Annotated in this window: 13 protein-coding genes; 7 read left to right on the forward strand and 6 right to left on the reverse strand. The window is 66.9% G+C overall.

Annotated features, from left to right (window positions below):
* Nucleotides 1-42 precede the first annotated feature (42 nt).
* Nucleotides 43-1524: an AAA family ATPase gene (locus POL72_RS11025; protein ID WP_308738112.1), complete on the reverse strand. Its 1482-nt coding sequence runs from the start codon at nucleotides 1522-1524 to the stop codon at nucleotides 43-45.
* 36 nt (nucleotides 1525-1560) lie between these two features.
* Here POL72_RS11025 and POL72_RS11030 point away from each other — a divergent pair, with 36 nt between their 5' ends.
* From POL72_RS11030 to POL72_RS11045, 4 genes are all read left to right on the forward strand, one after another.
* A complete protein-coding gene (locus POL72_RS11030) occupies nucleotides 1561-2016 on the forward strand; it encodes a hypothetical protein (protein WP_272095059.1) in 456 nt (151 codons plus the stop codon).
* 80 nt (nucleotides 2017-2096) lie between these two features.
* Nucleotides 2097-2810 carry a hypothetical protein gene (locus POL72_RS11035; RefSeq protein WP_272095061.1) on the forward strand — a complete coding sequence of 238 codons (714 nt, stop codon included), beginning with the start codon at nucleotides 2097-2099 and terminating at the stop codon, nucleotides 2808-2810.
* Entirely contained in the window at nucleotides 2807-3913 is a 1107-nt protein-coding gene (locus POL72_RS11040) for a hypothetical protein (protein WP_272095062.1), read from the forward strand. Before POL72_RS11035 ends, POL72_RS11040 begins: the two co-directional genes overlap by 4 nt.
* Nucleotides 3914-4004: 91 nt before the next feature.
* Nucleotides 4005-5105, forward strand: coding sequence for a hypothetical protein (locus POL72_RS11045; RefSeq protein WP_272095063.1), 1101 nt, complete (start codon nucleotides 4005-4007; stop codon nucleotides 5103-5105).
* A gap of 195 nt (nucleotides 5106-5300) precedes the next feature.
* Here the strand turns inward: POL72_RS11045 and POL72_RS11050 are convergent, their stop codons facing one another.
* The 3 genes from POL72_RS11050 to POL72_RS11060 are packed head-to-tail and all read right to left on the reverse strand — an operon-like array spanning nucleotide 5301 to nucleotide 9650.
* On the reverse strand, nucleotides 5301-6854 hold the full coding sequence (locus tag POL72_RS11050) for a hypothetical protein (RefSeq protein WP_272095064.1): 1554 nt from the start codon (nucleotides 6852-6854) through the stop codon (nucleotides 5301-5303).
* A 37-nt stretch (nucleotides 6855-6891) separates the two neighbouring features.
* Nucleotides 6892-8526 (reverse strand): hypothetical protein, encoded by a 1635-nt coding sequence (locus tag POL72_RS11055; protein WP_272095933.1) that lies wholly within the window; start codon nucleotides 8524-8526, stop codon nucleotides 6892-6894.
* Between the two features lie 20 nt (nucleotides 8527-8546).
* Nucleotides 8547-9650, reverse strand: coding sequence for a peptidase associated/transthyretin-like domain-containing protein (locus POL72_RS11060; RefSeq protein ID WP_272095065.1), 1104 nt, complete (start codon nucleotides 9648-9650; stop codon nucleotides 8547-8549).
* A gap of 220 nt (nucleotides 9651-9870) precedes the next feature.
* On the opposite strand from POL72_RS11060, the gene POL72_RS11065 reads away from it, so the two are divergent.
* Entirely contained in the window at nucleotides 9871-10938 is a 1068-nt protein-coding gene (locus POL72_RS11065; RefSeq protein WP_272095066.1) for an RNA polymerase sigma factor, read from the forward strand.
* Nucleotides 10939-11260: 322 nt separating this feature from the next.
* Nucleotides 11261-11830, forward strand: coding sequence for a sigma-70 family RNA polymerase sigma factor (locus POL72_RS11070; RefSeq protein ID WP_272095067.1), 570 nt, complete (start codon nucleotides 11261-11263; stop codon nucleotides 11828-11830).
* 27 nt (nucleotides 11831-11857) lie between these two features.
* On the opposite strand, the gene POL72_RS11075 is transcribed toward POL72_RS11070, so the two are convergent.
* Nucleotides 11858-12817, reverse strand: coding sequence for an ATPase (locus tag POL72_RS11075; RefSeq protein ID WP_272095068.1), 960 nt, complete (start codon nucleotides 12815-12817; stop codon nucleotides 11858-11860).
* A 715-nt stretch (nucleotides 12818-13532) separates the two neighbouring features.
* On the opposite strand from POL72_RS11075, the gene POL72_RS11080 reads away from it, so the two are divergent.
* Nucleotides 13533-13748, forward strand: coding sequence for a hypothetical protein (locus POL72_RS11080; protein WP_272095069.1), 216 nt, complete (start codon nucleotides 13533-13535; stop codon nucleotides 13746-13748).
* A gap of 875 nt (nucleotides 13749-14623) precedes the next feature.
* On the opposite strand, the gene POL72_RS11085 is transcribed toward POL72_RS11080, so the two are convergent.
* Complete coding sequence (locus tag POL72_RS11085) at nucleotides 14624-18925, reverse strand: effector-associated domain EAD1-containing protein (RefSeq protein ID WP_272095070.1); 4302 nt, start codon at nucleotides 18923-18925, stop codon at nucleotides 14624-14626.
* Between the last annotated feature and the right edge of the window lie 32 nt (nucleotides 18926-18957).

Consider the following 18957-nt stretch of genomic DNA (forward strand, 5'->3'; position numbering starts at 1 on the left):
AGGAAGCCCGACAAGCGCACGGTCGAGGCGCGGGGGCGGACGTCATTCATTCTCCGCCGCGCCGTGCGCCAGCACCGTCTCTCCACCATCCTTGTCGAGCTCGATGAGCCGGCAGGGGGTCGCCTTCCGGATCCGCTCTGCCAGCGGGCGGGAGTGCGTCGTGATCCACAGCTGACTCCGGGATGCCGCGTGCACAAGGAGATCCCCGAGCGGCCCGAGCAGATCCGGATGCAGGCTCGTCTCCGGCTCGTTCAGCGCCAGCAGCAGCGGAGGCCTCGGGCTCAGCAGCGCGGCCAAGAGGCAGAGATAGCGCGCCGTGCCGTCCGAGAACTCGCGGGCGTCGAGCGGCCGCGACATCCCTGGCAACCCGAGCTCGACGCGGAACCGCCCCTGCGTCGAGGAGACATCGAGCGACGCACCAGGGAACGCGCTGGAGACGGCATCCTTCAAGGCGCCCCTGTCGCCGATATCGAGGATCGTCGCCAGCGCCGCGGCCAGATCGTGGCCATCGGTGCTGAGCACCGGCGTCCGCACCCCGACCTGCTCCACCCGCAACGGCGCGCCGGAGTCGGTGCGGAAGTGGTGATAGAACCGGAAGTTCATCAGCTGTTGCCGCACCACCGAGAGCAACGGAAAGCGGTGCGGCTCCACCACCTGCGCCAGCACCGACTCCGAACCCCAGAGCGAGAAAGGAAAGGTCACGCGGTGACCGTCCGCGTCGCGCACGAAGGCCGAGCCCGCGGCCCGCTCCAGCATCGGCAGGCGGCGGCGCTTGTCGAGCAACCAGAGGCTCTCTTCCTTGATGTCCGGGTCCAACTGGAACGGCCCTCCAGGCGGCGGCGTGAGCCCGCACTGAAGCTCGTAGACAAGCTGATCCAGCCGCACCCGCAGCGTCATCCGCACCGGGCCCTTGCTGCGCCCGCCAGCCCAGAGCACCGAGGGCATCCCGCCCTCCTCGGCCAGGGTGCGCGCGAAGCTCCCGCTCGCCGCGGCGCCGAGCAGCACCATGGTGCGATAGAGATTGGTCTTGCCGACACCGTTCGGTCCGACGATGACATTGACCTGCGCGAGGGGGAGGGTCAGCTCGCGGATCGAGCGATATCCCGCGACGTGGAGCTCCTGGACCGTCATCCCGCCCAGGATAGCCCAGACGGGTTCGTTTCGGCATCGACCGACGGATTCCTTCCCCCGTGCGTAATAGGGCGGGCTGACCGTCAGGTTCCGGGAGATGCAGAACAGCGTGCCTCCCTCGGCCCCCTCTCGCCCCTGCCTGTTCACGTCTCTGCGCGACGGGCTGCGCTCGCACGCGACGTCGTGCAGCCCAAATCGCGCGGCGGCCAGCGCGCTCTCGCAGCGACCTGGACCGGCGGCCGGCGCCAGCAGGTGGACGAGCACTCGAGCCGCGCAGGCAGCTGCGGACGCTGCACGCTCTGGACGGAACGATCCGCGTCCATTGTGGCCCTCTCGTCTGGATTCCGTTTGACGCCGGATCCCTATTATCAGAAGAATCGTCCGCGTCGCCACGTTGCTCGTCCGTTGTGGAGAGGGAAGAAGGGGACGATGGGCACAAGAAGCCGGCGGATCCCATGGGTGGTCCTGGTCGTCCCCCCGCTCGTCGTCGTACCGGCGCAGGGAGAGGCGTCCGAGTTGAGCGCCGGTGTGAGCCTCGGGTGGCTCCAGGCCGGTACCATTCCGCGCCTCGCGGTGGGACCGCATGCCGGCATGTCGTGGCCCATCCAGCGAGACATCCTGTTCACGGTGCACGACCTGTGCACGATCCTACCCCCGACCCAGGAGGACGGGCTCGGGGTCTACAACCAGACCTCGGTTGACATCGGGTACGCGTGGAAGGACGGCAACGTCAGCGCGGGGCCGTCTGTCGCGCTCTACATCATGCCAGCGTGTGGCGTCACCTTGTGCGGCCGCGTCGGTGGCTTGGCCGTAGGCGCCCACGCGCTGACCAACGCGTACATCGCCGGACCACTGGGGGTGTCGGTGAGCGTCAACGTGGATTGAGTCGGTCGGGGCAGTCTGGTGCTCCCGGGCTATGTGTCCGCCGTCGTTGTTGCTGGTCCTGTGCTTCGATGGAGTGAGAAGTGAACGTGAGAAAAATTCTACTCTTGATCTTGACCATCGCGGTTTGGGCGCTGGCGGCGTGCAACTGGACGATAGGAGACTGCTACCCTGTCGGGGAAAGAACTTCGGGTGCAGGTGCCGGTCCAGGCTCAGAGCCCCGCCCCATCTTCACCTCCTCCGCATCCGGTGACTTCGGGGCCGACCCGCAGGGGGGCGGCGAGCGCAAGATCGCGTGCAACGAGTCGGACCTCGAAGAGGAAGAGGAGAGGTCGAGCGACAGCGACAGCGCGGAGCGACCGACAGCTAGCCCGACGAGCCCGCCAGACCCCTGCCAGCAGAGCGGCGCTCCGACCATGGGGTGCACAGGCAAAAAACTGATCGACCCGCGGGCTTTCGATTTTGTTACCATCGTTGCCTACGATGGGGCAGTCGCGGGTGGTTGGCAGGAGGCAAAGGCATACCTGCTCTTCGGCCACAATCAAGAGGGCGACGATGCGTGCATGGTTCACATTGGGATGCCATTGCAAAGCGTGGTTTGGGGAAAGATCTCAGCGGAGAGGGCGGCCAATATCAGCGCTGATGTGGCGAATTGGTCAGCGGATGAAGCGTACAAAAAGGATGACGGCGAGAATCTCCCTCCTGGCATATTCTGCAGGACGTTCAAGGCTAGAATAACAGAGCAATTTGAGAGCGATTTTTACAAGCCCCTCGGCGCCAGACTCCAGAATCCATGAAGCACAGCGTTACCGAACTACTGGACATTGTCTACCGATACTACCCCCGTGGGGTTGGAATCACCGACGATGTCGACGAACAGCTCCGCAACAAGACCGAAGAGCACGCCCGGCTAGTGGCCGCGCGGATCCAGGCTTCAAAGGACGAGCGCTGGCACGCCATGCGGCGTCGGATCGGAGAACGCTTCCCCGGCATGCTCACGGATCAGTCGCTACATCTCCACAGCGGCGGCTGCGATGGCTGCTATTCCTTCACGATCAATCTGCCACAGTCTGCCGGCCGAGCGCTCTCGTTTGAAGTGAGCTTTTTGGCTCCTTACTACATCATCCACAGTCCGCGCACGATCGAAATAGTGAAGGAGCTAAGGGACTCTTTCACGGTCTCCTTTCGGGGCATGCTATTCATTGTGTCTCGAAGCCCGCTCGATCCCTGGCTCATCTCGAACCCGGACCATGAAAGCCCAAGGACCGTCACTATAACCCGGCGATACGTCACCTTCGATCTATCGCCTGACGAGCAGCCGTACGCGGACTGGATCGCCCACGAGATCGAAGCAACGTTTGGTTGCGAGCGCATGCCGCCAGAGGTCGGAACCGTACTCGTGCCGGAGGTGGCGACGAACCTGCGGATTCCGGGGGAAGTCAGGCTATACGACTGCCTGTTTTCGGATCGCTATACATGGGTGAAGCCATCACCGTCCGAAGTGCCGGCACCTCGCGCAAAGGTCGATGAGAGCAGCCTTACAGATCGGTTTGTTGCGGTGCTTACTGTGCTCCGGGCGCATCACCAGATTGGATTGACTCTCAGGTGGCCTGCGATGGTTAGAAGATTGCCGGAGTCAGATCGACAGTCGGCAGCGGTTTTTTTGTCAGCATCGACGGATGGCTTTCTGCACAAGGACAAGATGCTGGAGGAGCTTGCGCGCATGCGCTCGCACGACGAATCGCCGGAGACTCTCCGGGCCATGGCTGCCAAGCGCGAGCTCGAAGCGCTGGTCACTTCGTGGGACGGAGACGGCGAGCCGGCGGCCGCCATGGTTGCTTGGGCTTCCAGGTTCCTGGCGAGCTGGCCGTTCGACCCGAGACCCGGAGCTTCCTCGTAGCCGTCGTGGAGATTCGCGCCGCCGTCCGCATGTTGCCGAGCCCACCACTGAATGTATAGTACAGACACGTCGGTCCGAGGATTGTGCATCTATGAACCACAGCATTGATGAGCTGATCGATATCGTCTATCGATACTATCCCCGTGGAGTCGGGATTTTGGATGACGGCGATATCGACGTCCAGCAATACGCGGAGACCGAGGAGCACGACCGGCTCGTGCGCGCGCGGATCCAGGCATCGAAGGTCGACCGATGGCACGACCTGCTGCGTCGCATCCAAGACGGATTCCCTGGTAGGTTCATGAACCATTCGCTGCATCTCCCCGCCGGAGGCTGCGACGCCTGTTACTCTTTTTCGATCGACATGCCGGAGTCCACGGGTCGAACGCTGTGGTTCCATGTGAGCTTTCTGGTTCCTTACTACATCGTCCATAGCGAACGCACGATCGATATCGTGAAGCGAACGAGGGACTCGTTCTCGGTCAAGTTTTTAGGACTACATTTCATAGTTCCGCGCAGCCCTTTCGATCCGAGGTTCGTCGCTCGCCCGGACGATGGGCAAAAGTTTGCCATCATCGGGAGGGAATATGCCGCCTTCGATCTGTTGCCCGATGAGCAGCGATGCGCGGAGTGGATTTCCGGCGACATCGAAGCGACCTTCGGTTGCGAACGCATGCCGCCGGAGATCGGGACCGTGCTCGTGCCGGAGGTGATGACGAGCGTGCGTCTGCCCGGGGAGGTTAGACTCTACGACTGCCTGTTCACGGACTATCACAGGTGGGTGGAACCATCGCCGTCTGATGAGCCGGCACCGGGCGTCCAGGTCGAAGCGAGCAACCTGACACAGCCGTTCATCGCGGTGCTCACGGTGCTCACGGCGCTCTACGGCATCTTGTGGCCCCTGATGCCAGAGTTGCAGAGCGGTTCTTGCTACTGCGTGGTGGAGACGGATGGAGTCCTTCGCAAGGACGAGTTAACAGATAAGCTCGCGAAGATTCGCGTGCTCCTTGAGCCGCCGAAGACTTCATGGGGCATCGCTGCCAAGCGCGAGTTCGAAGCTGCTACGCGCGAGCTCGAAGCGCTGGTCGCCTCGTGGGACGGTGAAGGCGAGCCGCCGGCCGCCATGGTCGCCTGGGCGTGGAGCTTCCTGGCGAGTTGGCCCGTGAACTCGGAGCCCATAGCTTCGTCGTAGCACGACTGCTGGAAGGCGCCCCGATCAGCAGAAAAGCCGCCGAGATCGCCAAGAGGTGAGCGGGAGGGCCGTCCGGGCATGTCCCCTCCTACTATGGTTTCTTGGCGTCACGGCCGTTCGCTTCGCTGCCTGCCTTCCTGCAACCGTGGTAGCCATCGTGGAGGTCCGTGCCGTTCTCCCGTGACGTGACTTCGGCTATTCAGGAAACCGAAGCGTTTGGTGGGCCTCGCCGCTCGGCCCCATCGTCGTGGTGCCATCGTGGTTCCAGCTGGTGCCGCCCACGCCCGGCAGTCCCAGCTCGAAGGTGACCCCCTCCAGGGTGAGCTGGTCCTCGTCGAGGTAGGCGATGCCGATTGAGTCGCCGCCGCGCCCGGGGCCGCCGTAGCCGCCCTCGCCTCCGAGGCCGCCGCTGCCCCCCTCGCAGGACCACGTGCCGTCCCCCACGGCGCCTCCTGGTGCGCCTCGGCCGCCATAGCCGCCTTCCTCCGGCTCCCCGCCGTCGCCGCCTTTGCCCCCGTCGCGGGCGGTGATGATGCTATCGCGCACCGTCACCTTGGCGTGGAGCGCCACCATCGCGATGCTCGGTTGGCCGTTCTCGCCCCCTCGGCCGCCCCGCCCCCCGCAGCCGCCCGCGCCTCCGGAGCCGCCGCCGGCGCCCCCCTTGGAGGCCGCGTCGCACACAGCGAGCCCGCCCCTGCGGCCGCCGCCCCCGCCGCCGCCTTGGCCCGGCATCCCCCGGGCGCCGTCGCCGGCCCTGTCGGGGTGCCATCCGGTCTCATCGATTCGCCCGCGGCCCGTGCCGGGTGCACCGGCGACACCCCACATACCGCTCTTCCCGGCGACGCCGTTGCTACAACCACCGTCTGCCCGATTGCCACGTCCTCCTTCCCCATCGTAGTTGGGGTTCGGCTGGGGTACGGGCTCGCCGTCCGCCCCATCTCTAGCGCCGTCCGAGAGCCCGTCGCCTCCCTTGCCACCGGCGCTCGGGAGCCCTCCCTCGCAGGAGTTCACCGGCGGAGCCCCACCCGGAACCGTCGCTGCGGAGCACGCGTCTTCCCCATACTGCCCGTCCGGCCCCGTCGCTGCACGGCCCGGCCATTTCTCCCCATGGTAGCCCCTCAGTCCCTGCTCGGTTTCGATCGAGCTTCCGATGATCTCCACCGCGGCGCCCGACCGAACGATCACCCCGATATGCCTTGGACTGCGGATGAACATGTGATCGATGATCGAGACCCCGTCCGCAGCCCCCGTGTCGCCGGCCCGCGCCGGCTCGATGGTCAGCGGGGTGTGCCCAACGGGCCCAACGAGCTTGGCCGTGCCGTACACCGGATCTGAAATCTCGGGCGGCCGTTCCCATTCCAAGAAGTCGAAGCCTCCATAGAGATCCATCCCGGAGGGCAGCGTGATGGACTCCACGAAAGCATTGCGGGTGAGGAACACCCGACCGCGCCCGGTGCGCGCTAGCTCGATGGCGCGCGGCAGGGTAGTCACCGGCCTGTCCTTCGTGCCGGGATTCGCGTCGTCACCGCCGAGAACCGGATCGTTGACGAACACGCCGCAGCCGTCGATCGCCCGCCCCGCCGCGAGATGCTCCAGGCAGACCGAATCGGGGATCGGATCACCCGCACACGTCGACGGACCGCCGCACGGCGGCGCGCCGTCAGGGTCGTTCACCCCCGGCGCCGTGCCGCAGCCGGCCGCGGCGAGCGGCAGAAGAGGGACCAAGAGGATCGCGGAATTCAGGCGCATCGGCATCCCTCGCTGGCAGCGTCTCGCGAAGCGCGAGTCAATGGGGCGGCTCGCTTGCCGCACCGAAATGATAGAGCTCCCCCCACGGGCCGTCCTCCCCTTTGCCCACCTGGTCCCCCGGGCCGGCGTTCCCCGCGATGCCACCATTACCGGCGGGTCCGGCAACAATGTTGGTTCCGGGTCGAATGGCGAAGTTGGGCACGACGTAGGCAATACCGACGGATGCGCCTCCGAGCCCGCCGCCGGCATCACCTCCACGACCGCCGTTGCCTCCCCAACCGCCAGGGCACCCCGTCCACATGCGAGCGTCAGAAGTCCCGCCCCCATGACCACCAGACCAACCGAACCCCCCCGGTTGGCCCGTCCCGCCCACCCCGCCCTCGCCGCCTTTGCCCGTGATCACGTCGCTGGCCCCAATCGTCAGCTCCGCGCCGTCCAGCACGACAATGCCGATGGCCGCCCCGCCATAGCCGCCGCCATAGCCGCCCCGACCGCCACAGCCGCCGCTCCCTCCCGAGCCGCCGGCGGCGCCCCCCTGGGGCAGCCCAGCTCGGCACGCGACCATCTCCCCACGCGACTTGCTGCCGCCACCGCCGCCGCCCCCCTGGCCGGTGCCGCCCGGCTTCCCGTGCTCGCCCCGGACGCCGATCCATCCGTCCTTGCCAAGGTGGCCCACGCCTACCGCGCCGTCCGCGCGACCGGCGTCGGGACCGTCTGCGCCATCGCCCCCTTCGCTGCATCGCATGAGGTCCGCGCCGAGCCCCGCGTGGCCATCGCGCTCAGAAATCTGCGCGGGTGTCGGCATTCCCGAGGCCCCGTCGCTCCCCGATTCGAGCCCGCCGTCGCCACCATATCCACCGATGGACTCGGTGCCATCGTCGCACACGGTGACCACCGGAAGGGCGCCAGTCGGGGAGTCCGCAGTGCAGGCAGACACCCCGTCGTTGCCCTCAAGGCCGTCGTTGGCCCGCTCGGTGTCTGCGTCCCCGCCCGGCTCCCCATCCTTGCCGTTGCCCGCGACGATCACGCTGTCCTGCACGATCGCCGTGGCCCCCGTGCTCAATATTACCGCGATCGACGACTTTCCATCCGGCGCCGATGCGTCCGCCGCCACGACGCGCACGCCGGCAATCACCGACGTCGTGTCGTCCCCCGCAGGCTCCGCATCCTCCACCCCGAGGACCCTCAGCGGGATCCCCCCCGGCGGCGCGATGATCGTCGGGTGATCCGGCCCGCCGAACGACCCCTCGTACGACCAATCCCCGCCGTCACACCGACGCCCGCCCCAGAGGTCGACCCCCGAGGGCAGCGTGATCGTCTCCGCGAACTCCCCGCCGCACGCGTACACGCGCCGGGTCGCTTCCTCGCCGTCGCCTCGCCCATGCGCGGCGAGCCCGATCGCATGTTGCAACGTCCTCACCGGCGCGCCCTTCGTTCCGGGGCTGTTGTCGTCGCCTTGCTCGCTGACGAACACCCCGCATTCATCCAGCGCGGGCGCTGTACCAGGCGCTCCCTCGCACGGACCGGGCGGAGGCACCGGATCGGGTTCGCACGCCTCGACCTCCCAGCAAGGGTCGGAGTACGGGCACCCCGTCAGCATGCTCGCGCCGCACATGAAGATCGCGACAGCGACGACCGACCTCGCCACGCGCCGGCCTTCCTTCGAACGCATCTGCTCGGCCCCCGATGTCCTCACCACAGCCCCTCGATCATCACGCCGATCTCTCGCCCGGTCGCCACGGGCGAGGCGTGGATCCGATCCTGCGCCGGCGTGAGGCCCAGGAAGGAGAAGTCCGTGAAGAAGGACGCGGCGGTCGCTGCCCCGATCACACCGCCGGCGATGAGCATGGCCGTGCCCACGCCCGCAGACAGGTTGCGCTCGTCTCGGAGGCGGAGCAGGTCAGCGCACGCCGGGCGGTCCGCCGCTTGCCAGCACCTGGACCCGCTCGCCGTCGCACCGCCGTTGAGCCCGTCGCGCCGTTCGCTCAGATCGCCGTCGAGATTCGTGGCCCTGATCATGAGCAGGCTGCCCGCGGACAGGGTGGCCGTCGTGACGGCGATCCCCGCGATGCGCAGTGTCGTCGGCCACGACGCTGGCTGCCCGGGAGCCTGCGGGCGCGCAGGGGGCGATGCGCTCAGCGCCTTGGGCACCGCGGGCACGTTGTCCTTGGCGCTGCTCTCGGCCGCGCGTGGCAACTGGATCGTCATGATCGGCTCGGTCGCTGGCTGCGCGTCCAGCGTCTGGGAGCCTTCCTCGCGGCCCGGTGCTCGGGCCCGCACCATGTGCTTGCCAGGCTCGAAGAACAGTCTGTAGGTCCGCCTGGGTAAGCCGATGGGCTTGCCGTCGATGAGCACCTCGGCATCCGGCGGATCCACCGACAGATAGAGCGTCGCGACGAACGGAACGGCCTTGGCCAGCCCGTCCGCGAATCCCTTTTGCTGCTCAGGAGAAAGCGCCTTGCGCCGCTCAAGGCTCCAAGCCAGGTGCTCCGCTGCGTCACGAAACTTGCGTAACTTGAGCTCGCAAAGGCCCAGCTCTCCAGCGACCTCAGCGGATTCTCGCACTGTCACAGATGTCGAGTCGATCGCCTCGAAGGCCGCCTTGTAGGCGGCGTGTGCCTCGGTCCACTTTCCCGATGCCCGAGCTCGCCGGGCGCGGCGAAGATGGTCCTTTACGATCGAATCGTCGCTTCGTGCGGGGGCCGAATTCCGGTCCTCCGCATGGACCGGATGCGTAGTGCCGACCACGACGCCAAGCATCAAGGATACCCAGAGCGATTGCGCGACAAAACGCATGCACGGACGGTACTTACGCCAGCCGTGGCGCGTCAACGGCGCTGAAAGTGGCATGACCTGAACGTTCCGATGAGAAAATCCCGCCCGTTCGGGGAATGCGGCTATCCCCGCCTATGCTGTCTCAGGACCCGCGCCCACATGTCGCACTCCATCCGACCAATGCTGGAGCCGCCCTGCATTTTCTTGAAGCCCTCCAGACGGCTCAGGTGTTTTACCGGTTATGGGCGAGCCAGGCAGCACCCCTACCGGCTTCGAGTTCTTCCGGCGCCTCGCGCGGCGTTTCGGTGTCCCTGCGCGAGACGCGGAGGACCTCGCGCAGGACGCCTTGCTGCGGGAGCTGGAAGCGAATCAGCGAATCGAGCTCGGGGAGGCTCGGGCGGCCTACGGTGCCGCCATCGTCCGGAACCAGGCGCGGAACCACGTCCGGAACGCACGCCGTCGGGGGGAGGTCCTGACCTCGTTCGACGATCACGAGCCTCAGGCGGAGTGCCCGACCCCGGAAGAGATGCTCCGCAGGCAGCAGCGGGAGGCGCTCCTGCGCGACCTGATCAACCAGGTCGACCCCAAGTACCGCGACGTCTTGATCAAACACAGGCTCGACGAGGTGCCGCTCATCGAGATCGCCTCCGAGCTGGGGCTCAACCCGAAGACGGTGAGTACACACTACCTCCGAGCGCTCGAGGACCTCGAGGCGGCGGTGAAACGCCGGAGGGCGCGGCAACGCTCGCGCGGATGGGACGACGCTGCATGCGTCCCGTTCGCCTTCGATCTGCGGGACCGCGAGGGGTGGCTGAGCAAGCTAGGCCGCCTGAGCATCAAGATCCTGGTGCAGGGAACGGTCGTCGTGCTGACCGGCGCCGTCGTCGCGACGTTGCCGGACTCGCTCAGCCCGGAGTCGTGGTTGCGAGCGGCGGTGGTGCGCACTCCTGCGCCCGCACTTGCGGTGGAGGAGATCGCGCAGCCGCCCCTCCAACTTCCCACGCGCGCGGCCGCCGCGCCGACCGCGCCGACCGTCCAGGAGATCACGCAGCCGGTGCAGGACCGAGATGCACGGGGGCCCGCTCCGTCAGGTGCGCCGGTTCGTCGTACCTCGCTCCCCGTCCGCGCCGTGGTCCCAGCCGTCAGCGAGCGCGAGCAGAGCCTCATCGACGAGGCCCGAAGGGCCGTCGAGGAGCATAACGCGGTCGCAGAGGCAGAGGCGCGCCGCTTGCTTGAGACACATGCACGGGAATTCCCGCAAGGGCAGCTCGCCGCGGAGCGTGAAGCGCTCCTAACGCAAGTTCGCTGAGTCGTCGGCGTCCCTCCGACAGCCAGCGGGCAGTGATGCAGGTGGATTGGGAGGAGGCAGAGCGCTCTCCGCTGAACACGACACTCCCGGGAGTAGGAAGCCATGGGTGAGCGAAGCCGTGCATCGCATTTGGAGGACGTGGGTGTGCGACACGAGGTGCGCGTTTTATTCGAGCCATCGTGCAACACAGTTCCGTGCTCAGGGACAGGCTGCGCCGGCTCAAGGTTCCAGAGTGCGACCGGATGGCGAGCCGGTGCCGCATGTGTGCGGAGACGCGGCATCATCAGATTACGGGCGATTGCCCGCGGGAGGGGGTGAAGCCATGGGTCACCTGTCGAATGAAGACGAGCGCGCCGCCGCGTGCGCGCGCCTGTTTTGCCCGGCTGTCGTACGCGCCGTGCTGCGCTGGCTGCGGAGGCTGGGGGTCCCACTGTGCCATCGTACCGACGTCGCAGGCCAAGTCTGGCTCGACGCCTGGGAGAGCTGGCCCAGGTTCGATCCGAAGCGCGGCAGGCCTGAACGCTGGTTGAACGCGATCACGGTACACGTTGCCTCGCACTATCGCGAGCGTATGCAGTACCGCAGGGAGGAGCTCGTCGATTTGATCGATCTGCCCGATCCAGCGCCGGATGCCTTTGCTGCGATGGAAGCGGACAGCATCAGAACGGGAGCCGTCGACGCGGTGAACGAGCTTGACCCGCAGCTGCGCTTTGTTCTCAGGGCACACGATCTGGATGGGATCCCGATGGCCCAGGTGGCAGAAGACGCGGGGCTACCTCTCTCTACGCTCTACAAGCGACGAACAAACGCCCTCGGTGCGCTGCGCGACTGCCGATCGCCTTCTGCACGACATGAGCCGCAACGTGATCCCCGAGGACGACGGCGCGGCTGAGGGCGCTGGCGATCGTGATGCGCGAGCTCAGGGCGATTGCCCATCATCGCCCGGCTCGTCGTCTCCCGACTCGCCCGCCTCCGACTCGCCGTCTTCCGGCTCGGCCTCCTCCGGCTCGCCGCCGTCCTCTCCCTCCTCTTCTCCTCCGCCGTAGGCGCCGCGGGAGACGGGGAACGGCGCATAGTCCTTCATCTTGTCGGTGCCCGCGTACCAGTACTCCGCGGCGGCGCGCAGCCTCCGCTCGGCGTTCACGACGAGGGTGTACGCGGCGTCGCGGAGCTTGCGCGAGCGCACCGCCTCGAGAGAGAGCGTCTTGTCGGCGAGCATGCGCGCGAGCACCGGCGAGAGCTCGCGGAGGCGATCCGCCGCGGCAGCCTCGCCGCGAGGCGCCTTTTGAACGGCCTCCGCGTGCTCGGAGCAGAGCAAGAGGAGATCGGAGGCGTCCTGGACCAGGTCCGCGTCGCCGCTGCCCGCCCGGATCGCCATGAGCCGCTTTTGACCTTCGGGGCTCTTCTTGAAGCGGAGATCGAAGAAGCGGAGGAGCGATTGCTTGATCTGGGCGGCCTCGGCGGCCGGCTTCTGAAAGGCCGTGACGGCCCGCTCCTGGCGCTGCTGCGCCGCTTGCCAGCGCGATTGCACGACGCGCAGGAGCTCGATCTTTTCACGAAGCCCGCGGATCTCCTCTCGCGTAAGCTGGGGCTCGTCCTCGGCGAACGGAGTGCGCACGAGATCCGCCGCGTCGCGCTCGGCGGCGAGCTGAATGCGGCTCGCCCAGATGACGCGTCGAGCGAGCTTGCCTGGAAAGAGTGAGGCGTTATCGCCGAGCGACTCGGCTTCTCGGAGCAGCTCGGCCTCTCGCTCGGCGCTCAGCGTGAACTCGGGCGCACCGCCCGACGAGCGGTGCGCGCCTCCGGCGTCGCTCGAAGCGCGCGTGTTCTGGGCGTTCTTGGTCCTGGATGAAGCTGCGGTGGTTGCCTTCGGTGCCATGGCGATGAGATGTCTCCTTGTCGAGGTCAGCGCCCCTCCGAGCAGAGGCGCGGTCGCTCAATGAGGAAATCGGCGCCGCCGAGGCTTCGGGTCACCGGAGAGCACGATACCGACGCTTTCGTCGCAAGCTCGCAAGCGTAAGATCGCAAGGAGACAGAGGCGCCGCGCAAGCGGACGCCGAGGCTGCGCAGCAGCGCCGACGGCCACGCGCAGGCGTCGAGCCATGGTAACGCAGGGCACCAACTGGGCGCGCAGGAGGGCGCCGGGGCTACGCAGGAGCCACGTGATCGTACGATAGGACACCAAAGTGGCCGCGCAGGAGGGTTGCCGGGGCCGCGCAGGAGCCACACGATTGTACGATAGGACACTCGAATGGGTGCGCTGGAGGATCACGGGGGCTGCGCAGGAGGACGCCGAGGCCGCGCAGGAGGGCCGCCGGGACCGCGCAGCAGGAGCGCCGGGGCTGCGCAGGAGGACGCCGAGGCCGCCCAGGTGTACGAGCGGAGCCCTGGTACACTTCTGACCGGGAGCTGCGGTGACACTTCGTTGAGCCACGGGCCCCTGCTCCGGGAGGACTGGAAACAGGGACCGGATCCTCGTCGACGCGGCACCCTCGCCGCGCTTTCGAGCCTCCAGGCGGTCGAACAGGAAGGAAACAGCGCCGTCTCGTTCGCGGGGCTCCCCGCCGCTGCCCCCGGGCTGCTACTTTCCCCCCATGTCCTCCGTGCGCCGCTCTGCCGCCGAGATCCTCCGCATGGTGCCACCACGCGACCGAGCGGTGCTGCTCCGGCTCGGCCTCGACCTGAACCATCCAGCGGACGCGGCGCTCTTCGTCGACGGCGTCCGAGCCGCCGACGACGCCATCGCAGCGCAGGAGCGTTGGGAGCGCGCAGCGGTCCGCCGCTCGATCCACACGCGATCGCGTCCCTGATCAGGGAGCGAGCGTTCAGTCGTCGCCTGGCGCCGGAACGCGCGCTGCATGTCGCCGAGCCTCGCGGTGACATCAAGACCGAACCCCCGGAGTGCCCCGTTCCGCACTGCGTGCTGGTCGCGCTCGGCCCAGAGAACGCGCCGCTCGCGATCGAGCGGCCGTCGAACTCAGGAGGACGGAGCGAGGAGATGCGGAAGCAGAGCGCCGGACATCATCGTGCCCCCCGATCACGTTCGCGGGCAAGGTCGACCAGATCGGTCGCGGCCTCGCCCTGGGGAGCTGTCAAGCGACAGAACTTTGGCTCTACGGCGTACTGCAGTGCTCCAGCGGGCATGTAACGTTAGCACTGCTGGAGCTCGCTCGTTCGGTTCTGGACGAAGCGACTCTTGGACGCCAGAACGATCCTGCAACCGCTGAAATTCGTGCACCGCTCTGGCGCATCTCATCGCTCGAGGAAACGCTTACGAGTTGGGCTGAGATCGACGAAGAGGGTCACAAGCGAGTAGTTACAGTCCTGGACGCGATGGGCTCCAAGGACCCAGCCGCCCGCGTTCCTCACGCTGTTCTGGCCTGGGCCGCGCAAGTTTATAACCTCGCGAAGCGAGCTGGTGTGCACAGCTGGCATCGTGCCTCTGCTGTCGCGTTTTGTTCCGCCCGGCCCGTCAAGGTCAGCTGTGTGCTCGCACGTCACTTACTCGAATTATCGAGCTTCTGCGCATGAGCCACCTGAACTAATTACCTTAGCCCCCCTAAATAGGCGAACACGATTCGACAATGAACGAGCGGACTCAGGATTTTATGGAGTCCGGCCCTGGACCCTCCAGCTGCAGTTCTCGCGGCCACCAAGGTTCTACCCGCTGCCGAATCAGGATCGGCTATTTAGACCCACGCTCCGCCTGGCCTCTAAGCACCAGCGTTGTGGCGTCAACACCTCGCTTTATCCTCAGAACGGGCGTTTGTTCCTCCGGGATTTGCTGGAGCTTCAGCTCGGTGCACGCGAGCCGGAACGCTCTCGTAACGGGTTCGTGGAACGCGAGCGCCTGGTAGAAGGAGACGGCGAACGCGATCGCCGCATCGTCGCCAATAGGCTGCCGCATGCCAACGGCGCACTCGACGTGCTGCACCAGCGCCCTGGCGAGCGGCTCGGTGTCGCAGGCATTGAGCACCACGAGCCGTAGGCGGTGCTTGAGAATTCCGATCAGGTCGGCCAGTGCTTTCTTCGAGACAGGGGCGGCGTTCCCTTCGTCATCTTCGAGAAAGATCTGCCCGCGCGTGGAACCGTGGCTGGAAATGTGGAGCACGTGAGGCTTCTCTTCGAGGAGAAATCGCTGCAGCTCACTGCGCCGGACCGCCCATCGCGTCACGAGTTCAAAGGCGTCCCGGTGCTTGCCGACCCCGAGTCGCTCCTCGATCCGCCGCACCTCGCGGGCGAGATGGAGTTGGGTCGTCGAAGTCGGATTGGAGGCGAGGACAAGGATCTTGATGCGGTCGTCGGCCGGCGGTCTGACCGGCTCCGTGGCGGTGGCGGCCGGGGCCGTAGGAGCTCCGGTGCCGCCGGCGGCCGTACCACGTAAGGCGCCGGTGACCGATGCGCTGAGGACGTGCGCCGTCCCGGGCGCGTCGCTCTTGGCGGGGCCCGGAGTGAGCACGCGGCGCTGCCTGCTCACCTCCTTCGCATCGCGTACCGCGGCGGAAGGCAAGTCGAACGGGCCGCGCGCTTCCGCCGAAGGGAAGATCCAGTCGATGACATGGAGACTGCCGGCTCCGTCGCCAACAACGAAGGTATAGCCGTCGGGAGCGACGGCGCAGCTCAGGAGAGGTGCGTGCGCTTCAAGCGTGGCGATGCAGCTACCGTCTGCGAGATCCCAGACTCGGAGAGTCGTGTCCTCCGACACGGAGACCACTGAGCGTCCGTCCGGTGTGACCGCCACCCCGGTCACGGTGCTGATGTGGCCCGTGAGAGTGTACGTTTCCCGCCCCGTCGCGAGGTCCCATACCTTGAGCGTCTTGTCTTCTGACGCTGAGATGGCCAAACGACCATCCCGCGTCACCGCCACCCCGGTCACTCCCAACGTGTGGCCGGCAAGCGTGCGGACCTCACGGGTGCTCGACAGGTCCCACACTTTGAGCGTAGCGTCCTCGGAAGCGGACACGGCCAGACGACCATCCGACGTCACCGCCACTCCAGTCACTCCCAACGTGTGGCCGGCAAGGGTGCGAATCTCGCGGCCGCTCGACAGGTCCCAGATCTTGAGCGTGTTGTCCGACGAGGCGGAGACGATCCAGCGCCCGTCCGATATCACCGCCACCCCGGTCACGCTCCACGTATGACCGGCGAGCGTGCGGACCTCACGGCCGCTCGATAGCTTCCAAACCCTGAGCGTTTTGTCCTCCGACGCCGAAACCGCGAAGCGCCCGTCCGGTGTCACCGCGACCCGCATGACCAGGGAGGTATGTCCCGCCAGCGCGCGGACCTGAGCGCGGGTTGACAGCTCCCATACTTTAAGCGTTTTGTCCCAGGATGCCGAGACGGCGAGGCGACCGTCCGACGTCACCGCAACCCCGGGTACGGCGCCCGTGTGTCCTTCGTGCGCGCAGACCTCGCGCCCGCTCGACAGTTCCCACACCTTGAGCGTCTTGTCATGAGACGCCGAAATGGCGAGACGACCGTCCGGCGTCACCGCTACTTCCTTCACGGGCTCGGAATGCCCAGCGAGCGTATGGACTTCACGGCCGGTCGACAGTTCCCAGATCTTGAGCGTGTGGTCCGATGCTGAAATGGCGAGGCAACCGTCCGGCGTCACCGCAACCCCGGCCACCCAGCCGTCGCGACCGGCAAGCGTGCGGAGTTCACGGCCGCTCGACAGCTCCCATACTTTGAGCGTGCCGTCCGCCGATGCGGAGACCACGAGGCGCCCGTCGGGCGTCACCGCAACCTCCATTACCGAATCGGTATGGCCGGCGAGCGTGCGAACCTCGCGCCCGTTTGCGAGCTCCCACACCTTGAGTGTGCTGTCCTCCGAAGCTGAGATGACCAGGCGTCCCCCCGGCACCACGACCACCCCGTTCACAGGGAGAGCATGACCGGCGAGGGTGCGGACCTCACGCCCGTTTACGATCTCCCACACCTTGAGCGTGCTATCCGCCGACGCGGAGATGGCGAAGCGCCCGTCCGGCGTCACTGCCACTCCGTACACCGAAGAAGCGTGGCCGACGAGCGTGTGGCGCTCACGCCCGTTTGCGAGCTCCCACACCTTAAGCGTGCCGTCCTCCGACGCGGAGACGGCGAGGCGCCCATCCGGCGTTACCGCTACGCCATTTACCTCGGAAGCGTGACCGGCCAGCGTGCGGAGCTCGCAGCCGGTCGATATCTCCCACACCTTGAGCGTGCCGTCGTGAGAAGCGGAAATTGCCGAGCGCCCGTCCGGCATCACCGCGACGCCCCACACCGAGGAGGTGTGGCCCGCCAGCGTCCGCATCAGCGCGTCGGATTCCCGACTGGTGCGGAGCCGCTCGCGAAGCCACGTCCACCTCCGAGCCTTCAGCGTTATCTCGGCCTGCTCCTGCACTTCTTCGAGCCCCAGCTCGAAGCTGACGTTGCGGACCTGCTGTAAGAAGAAGCCGGGTTCCCGCGTCGGATCCCAGCGGCGCAAGCAGTGCGCCTCCCGATCCAGCGGGCGCAGCAACCGCTGGAACCTCTCCCGCCCTTCCGCTCCCGCGAGTTCTTCTCCGAGCCTCAGATCTGCGAGCACGGCGTCCAGCCCCCGGGCCCGGACCTCAGCGTCGAGCCGCCCCGCCTCGCCGAGCGCCTCGCCGAGCTGCCTCGCGCACACCGCGGCAAACGCCTCGCGCTGCTCGATCCGCGCCGCGGCGAACTCCCGCACAAGCGGGTGCAGCCGAATCGCCTTCTGCGTCAGCTCTTCCACAAGCGACCACTCTGAGAGTTCGTTCAGCGCCAGCTCGAGCGGCGCCGGATAGCCATCCTTCGCCTCGTCCGAGAGTCCGGTGAGGTGCGCGAGCGTCGCCCGCGACACGTGCGCCGCGTTGCGAAGCAACGCCGCCACCTTCAGCGCGTGCCGTGCCTCAGATGTCGCAAGCGCATCCCACTGAGCTCGCAGCGTCGCCTCTACCACGGCGGCGTGCTGTGTCGCCAGTCGGAGTGAATCCACCTTGGCGGTGTCGGTCGTTGTCAGCCCACCTTCCCGGCGCAGCCGCTGGAGGTAATCGGAGAGCGCGAGACCCGGTGACTTGCCGAGGTACGCGGCCGCCAGGACGATCGCCAGCGGAAGGTGGCCCAACGCGCCGCAAATCGCTCGCGCCGCCTGAATCTCATCCGCGCGACCGCCTTCGAGGAGCGACCGTCGCGCCTTGCTTGAGAGGAGCAGACGGAGGGCAGCGTCCTCGCTGAGCACGCCGACGGAGGCGGTCTCGAAAGGGGCATCAAAATCGCGCCGACGGGTGGTGAAGAGCAGGTCGCAAGGCAGCTCCCATGGGATGATGCCGGCCGTAGGCTCACGTAGCGAGAGCGGCTCTGCGACGTTATCGAGGATCACAAGCGCGCCCGGATGCTCCTGAAGGTATCGCTCGAACGCACGCAAGCGCTGCACCGGGCGCTCCGCCTCCGAGGGGGTGTCCTCGCGAAGCCCCAGCCTCTCGGCGAGGGCTCCGAGTTCGGCCACGAGGGGTGCTGCCGCATTCACCCAGTAAACGCCGCCTGGGTAGTCGCTCCGGCGGCGGTGGGCATACTCGACGGCGAGCTGGGTCTTGCCAACGCCGCCCATCCCGACGAGCGCCACGCGCCGGACGCCGGTGGTGCCGTTTTTCAGGAGCCGGTTGAGACGCTCGAGATCGGCATCGCGACCGACGAATTCCGGATCCATTGCAAAGGGCACCAGGAAGGGCGCCCTTTGCTCCGCGAAATCGCGGAGCACGGGGTTGTCGCGATTCCTCCGGCGAGCCTCTTCGAGCAGCCGCTCGAGCTTGCCTCGCGCCTTCGCCCACTTGAGAACCTCAAAGACCGCCGCCTGCAAGTTGGTCTCGGACGCGATCGCATCGAGGTCCTCATTGAGGCCGAACAAGATCAACCGTTCGAACTCGACGCGAGACGGGAACGCGTCGAGTAGCGCCTCCTGGAAGCTCTCCAACCGCGCACCGTCCCACTTCCCCGTCGTCCCCATGAGCACCTTCGCCAGATCGTTCCGCCGAGGCT

The organism is Sorangium aterium (genome assembly GCF_028368935.1).
Lineage (GTDB): Bacteria > Myxococcota_A > Polyangia > Polyangiales > Polyangiaceae > Sorangium > Sorangium atrum.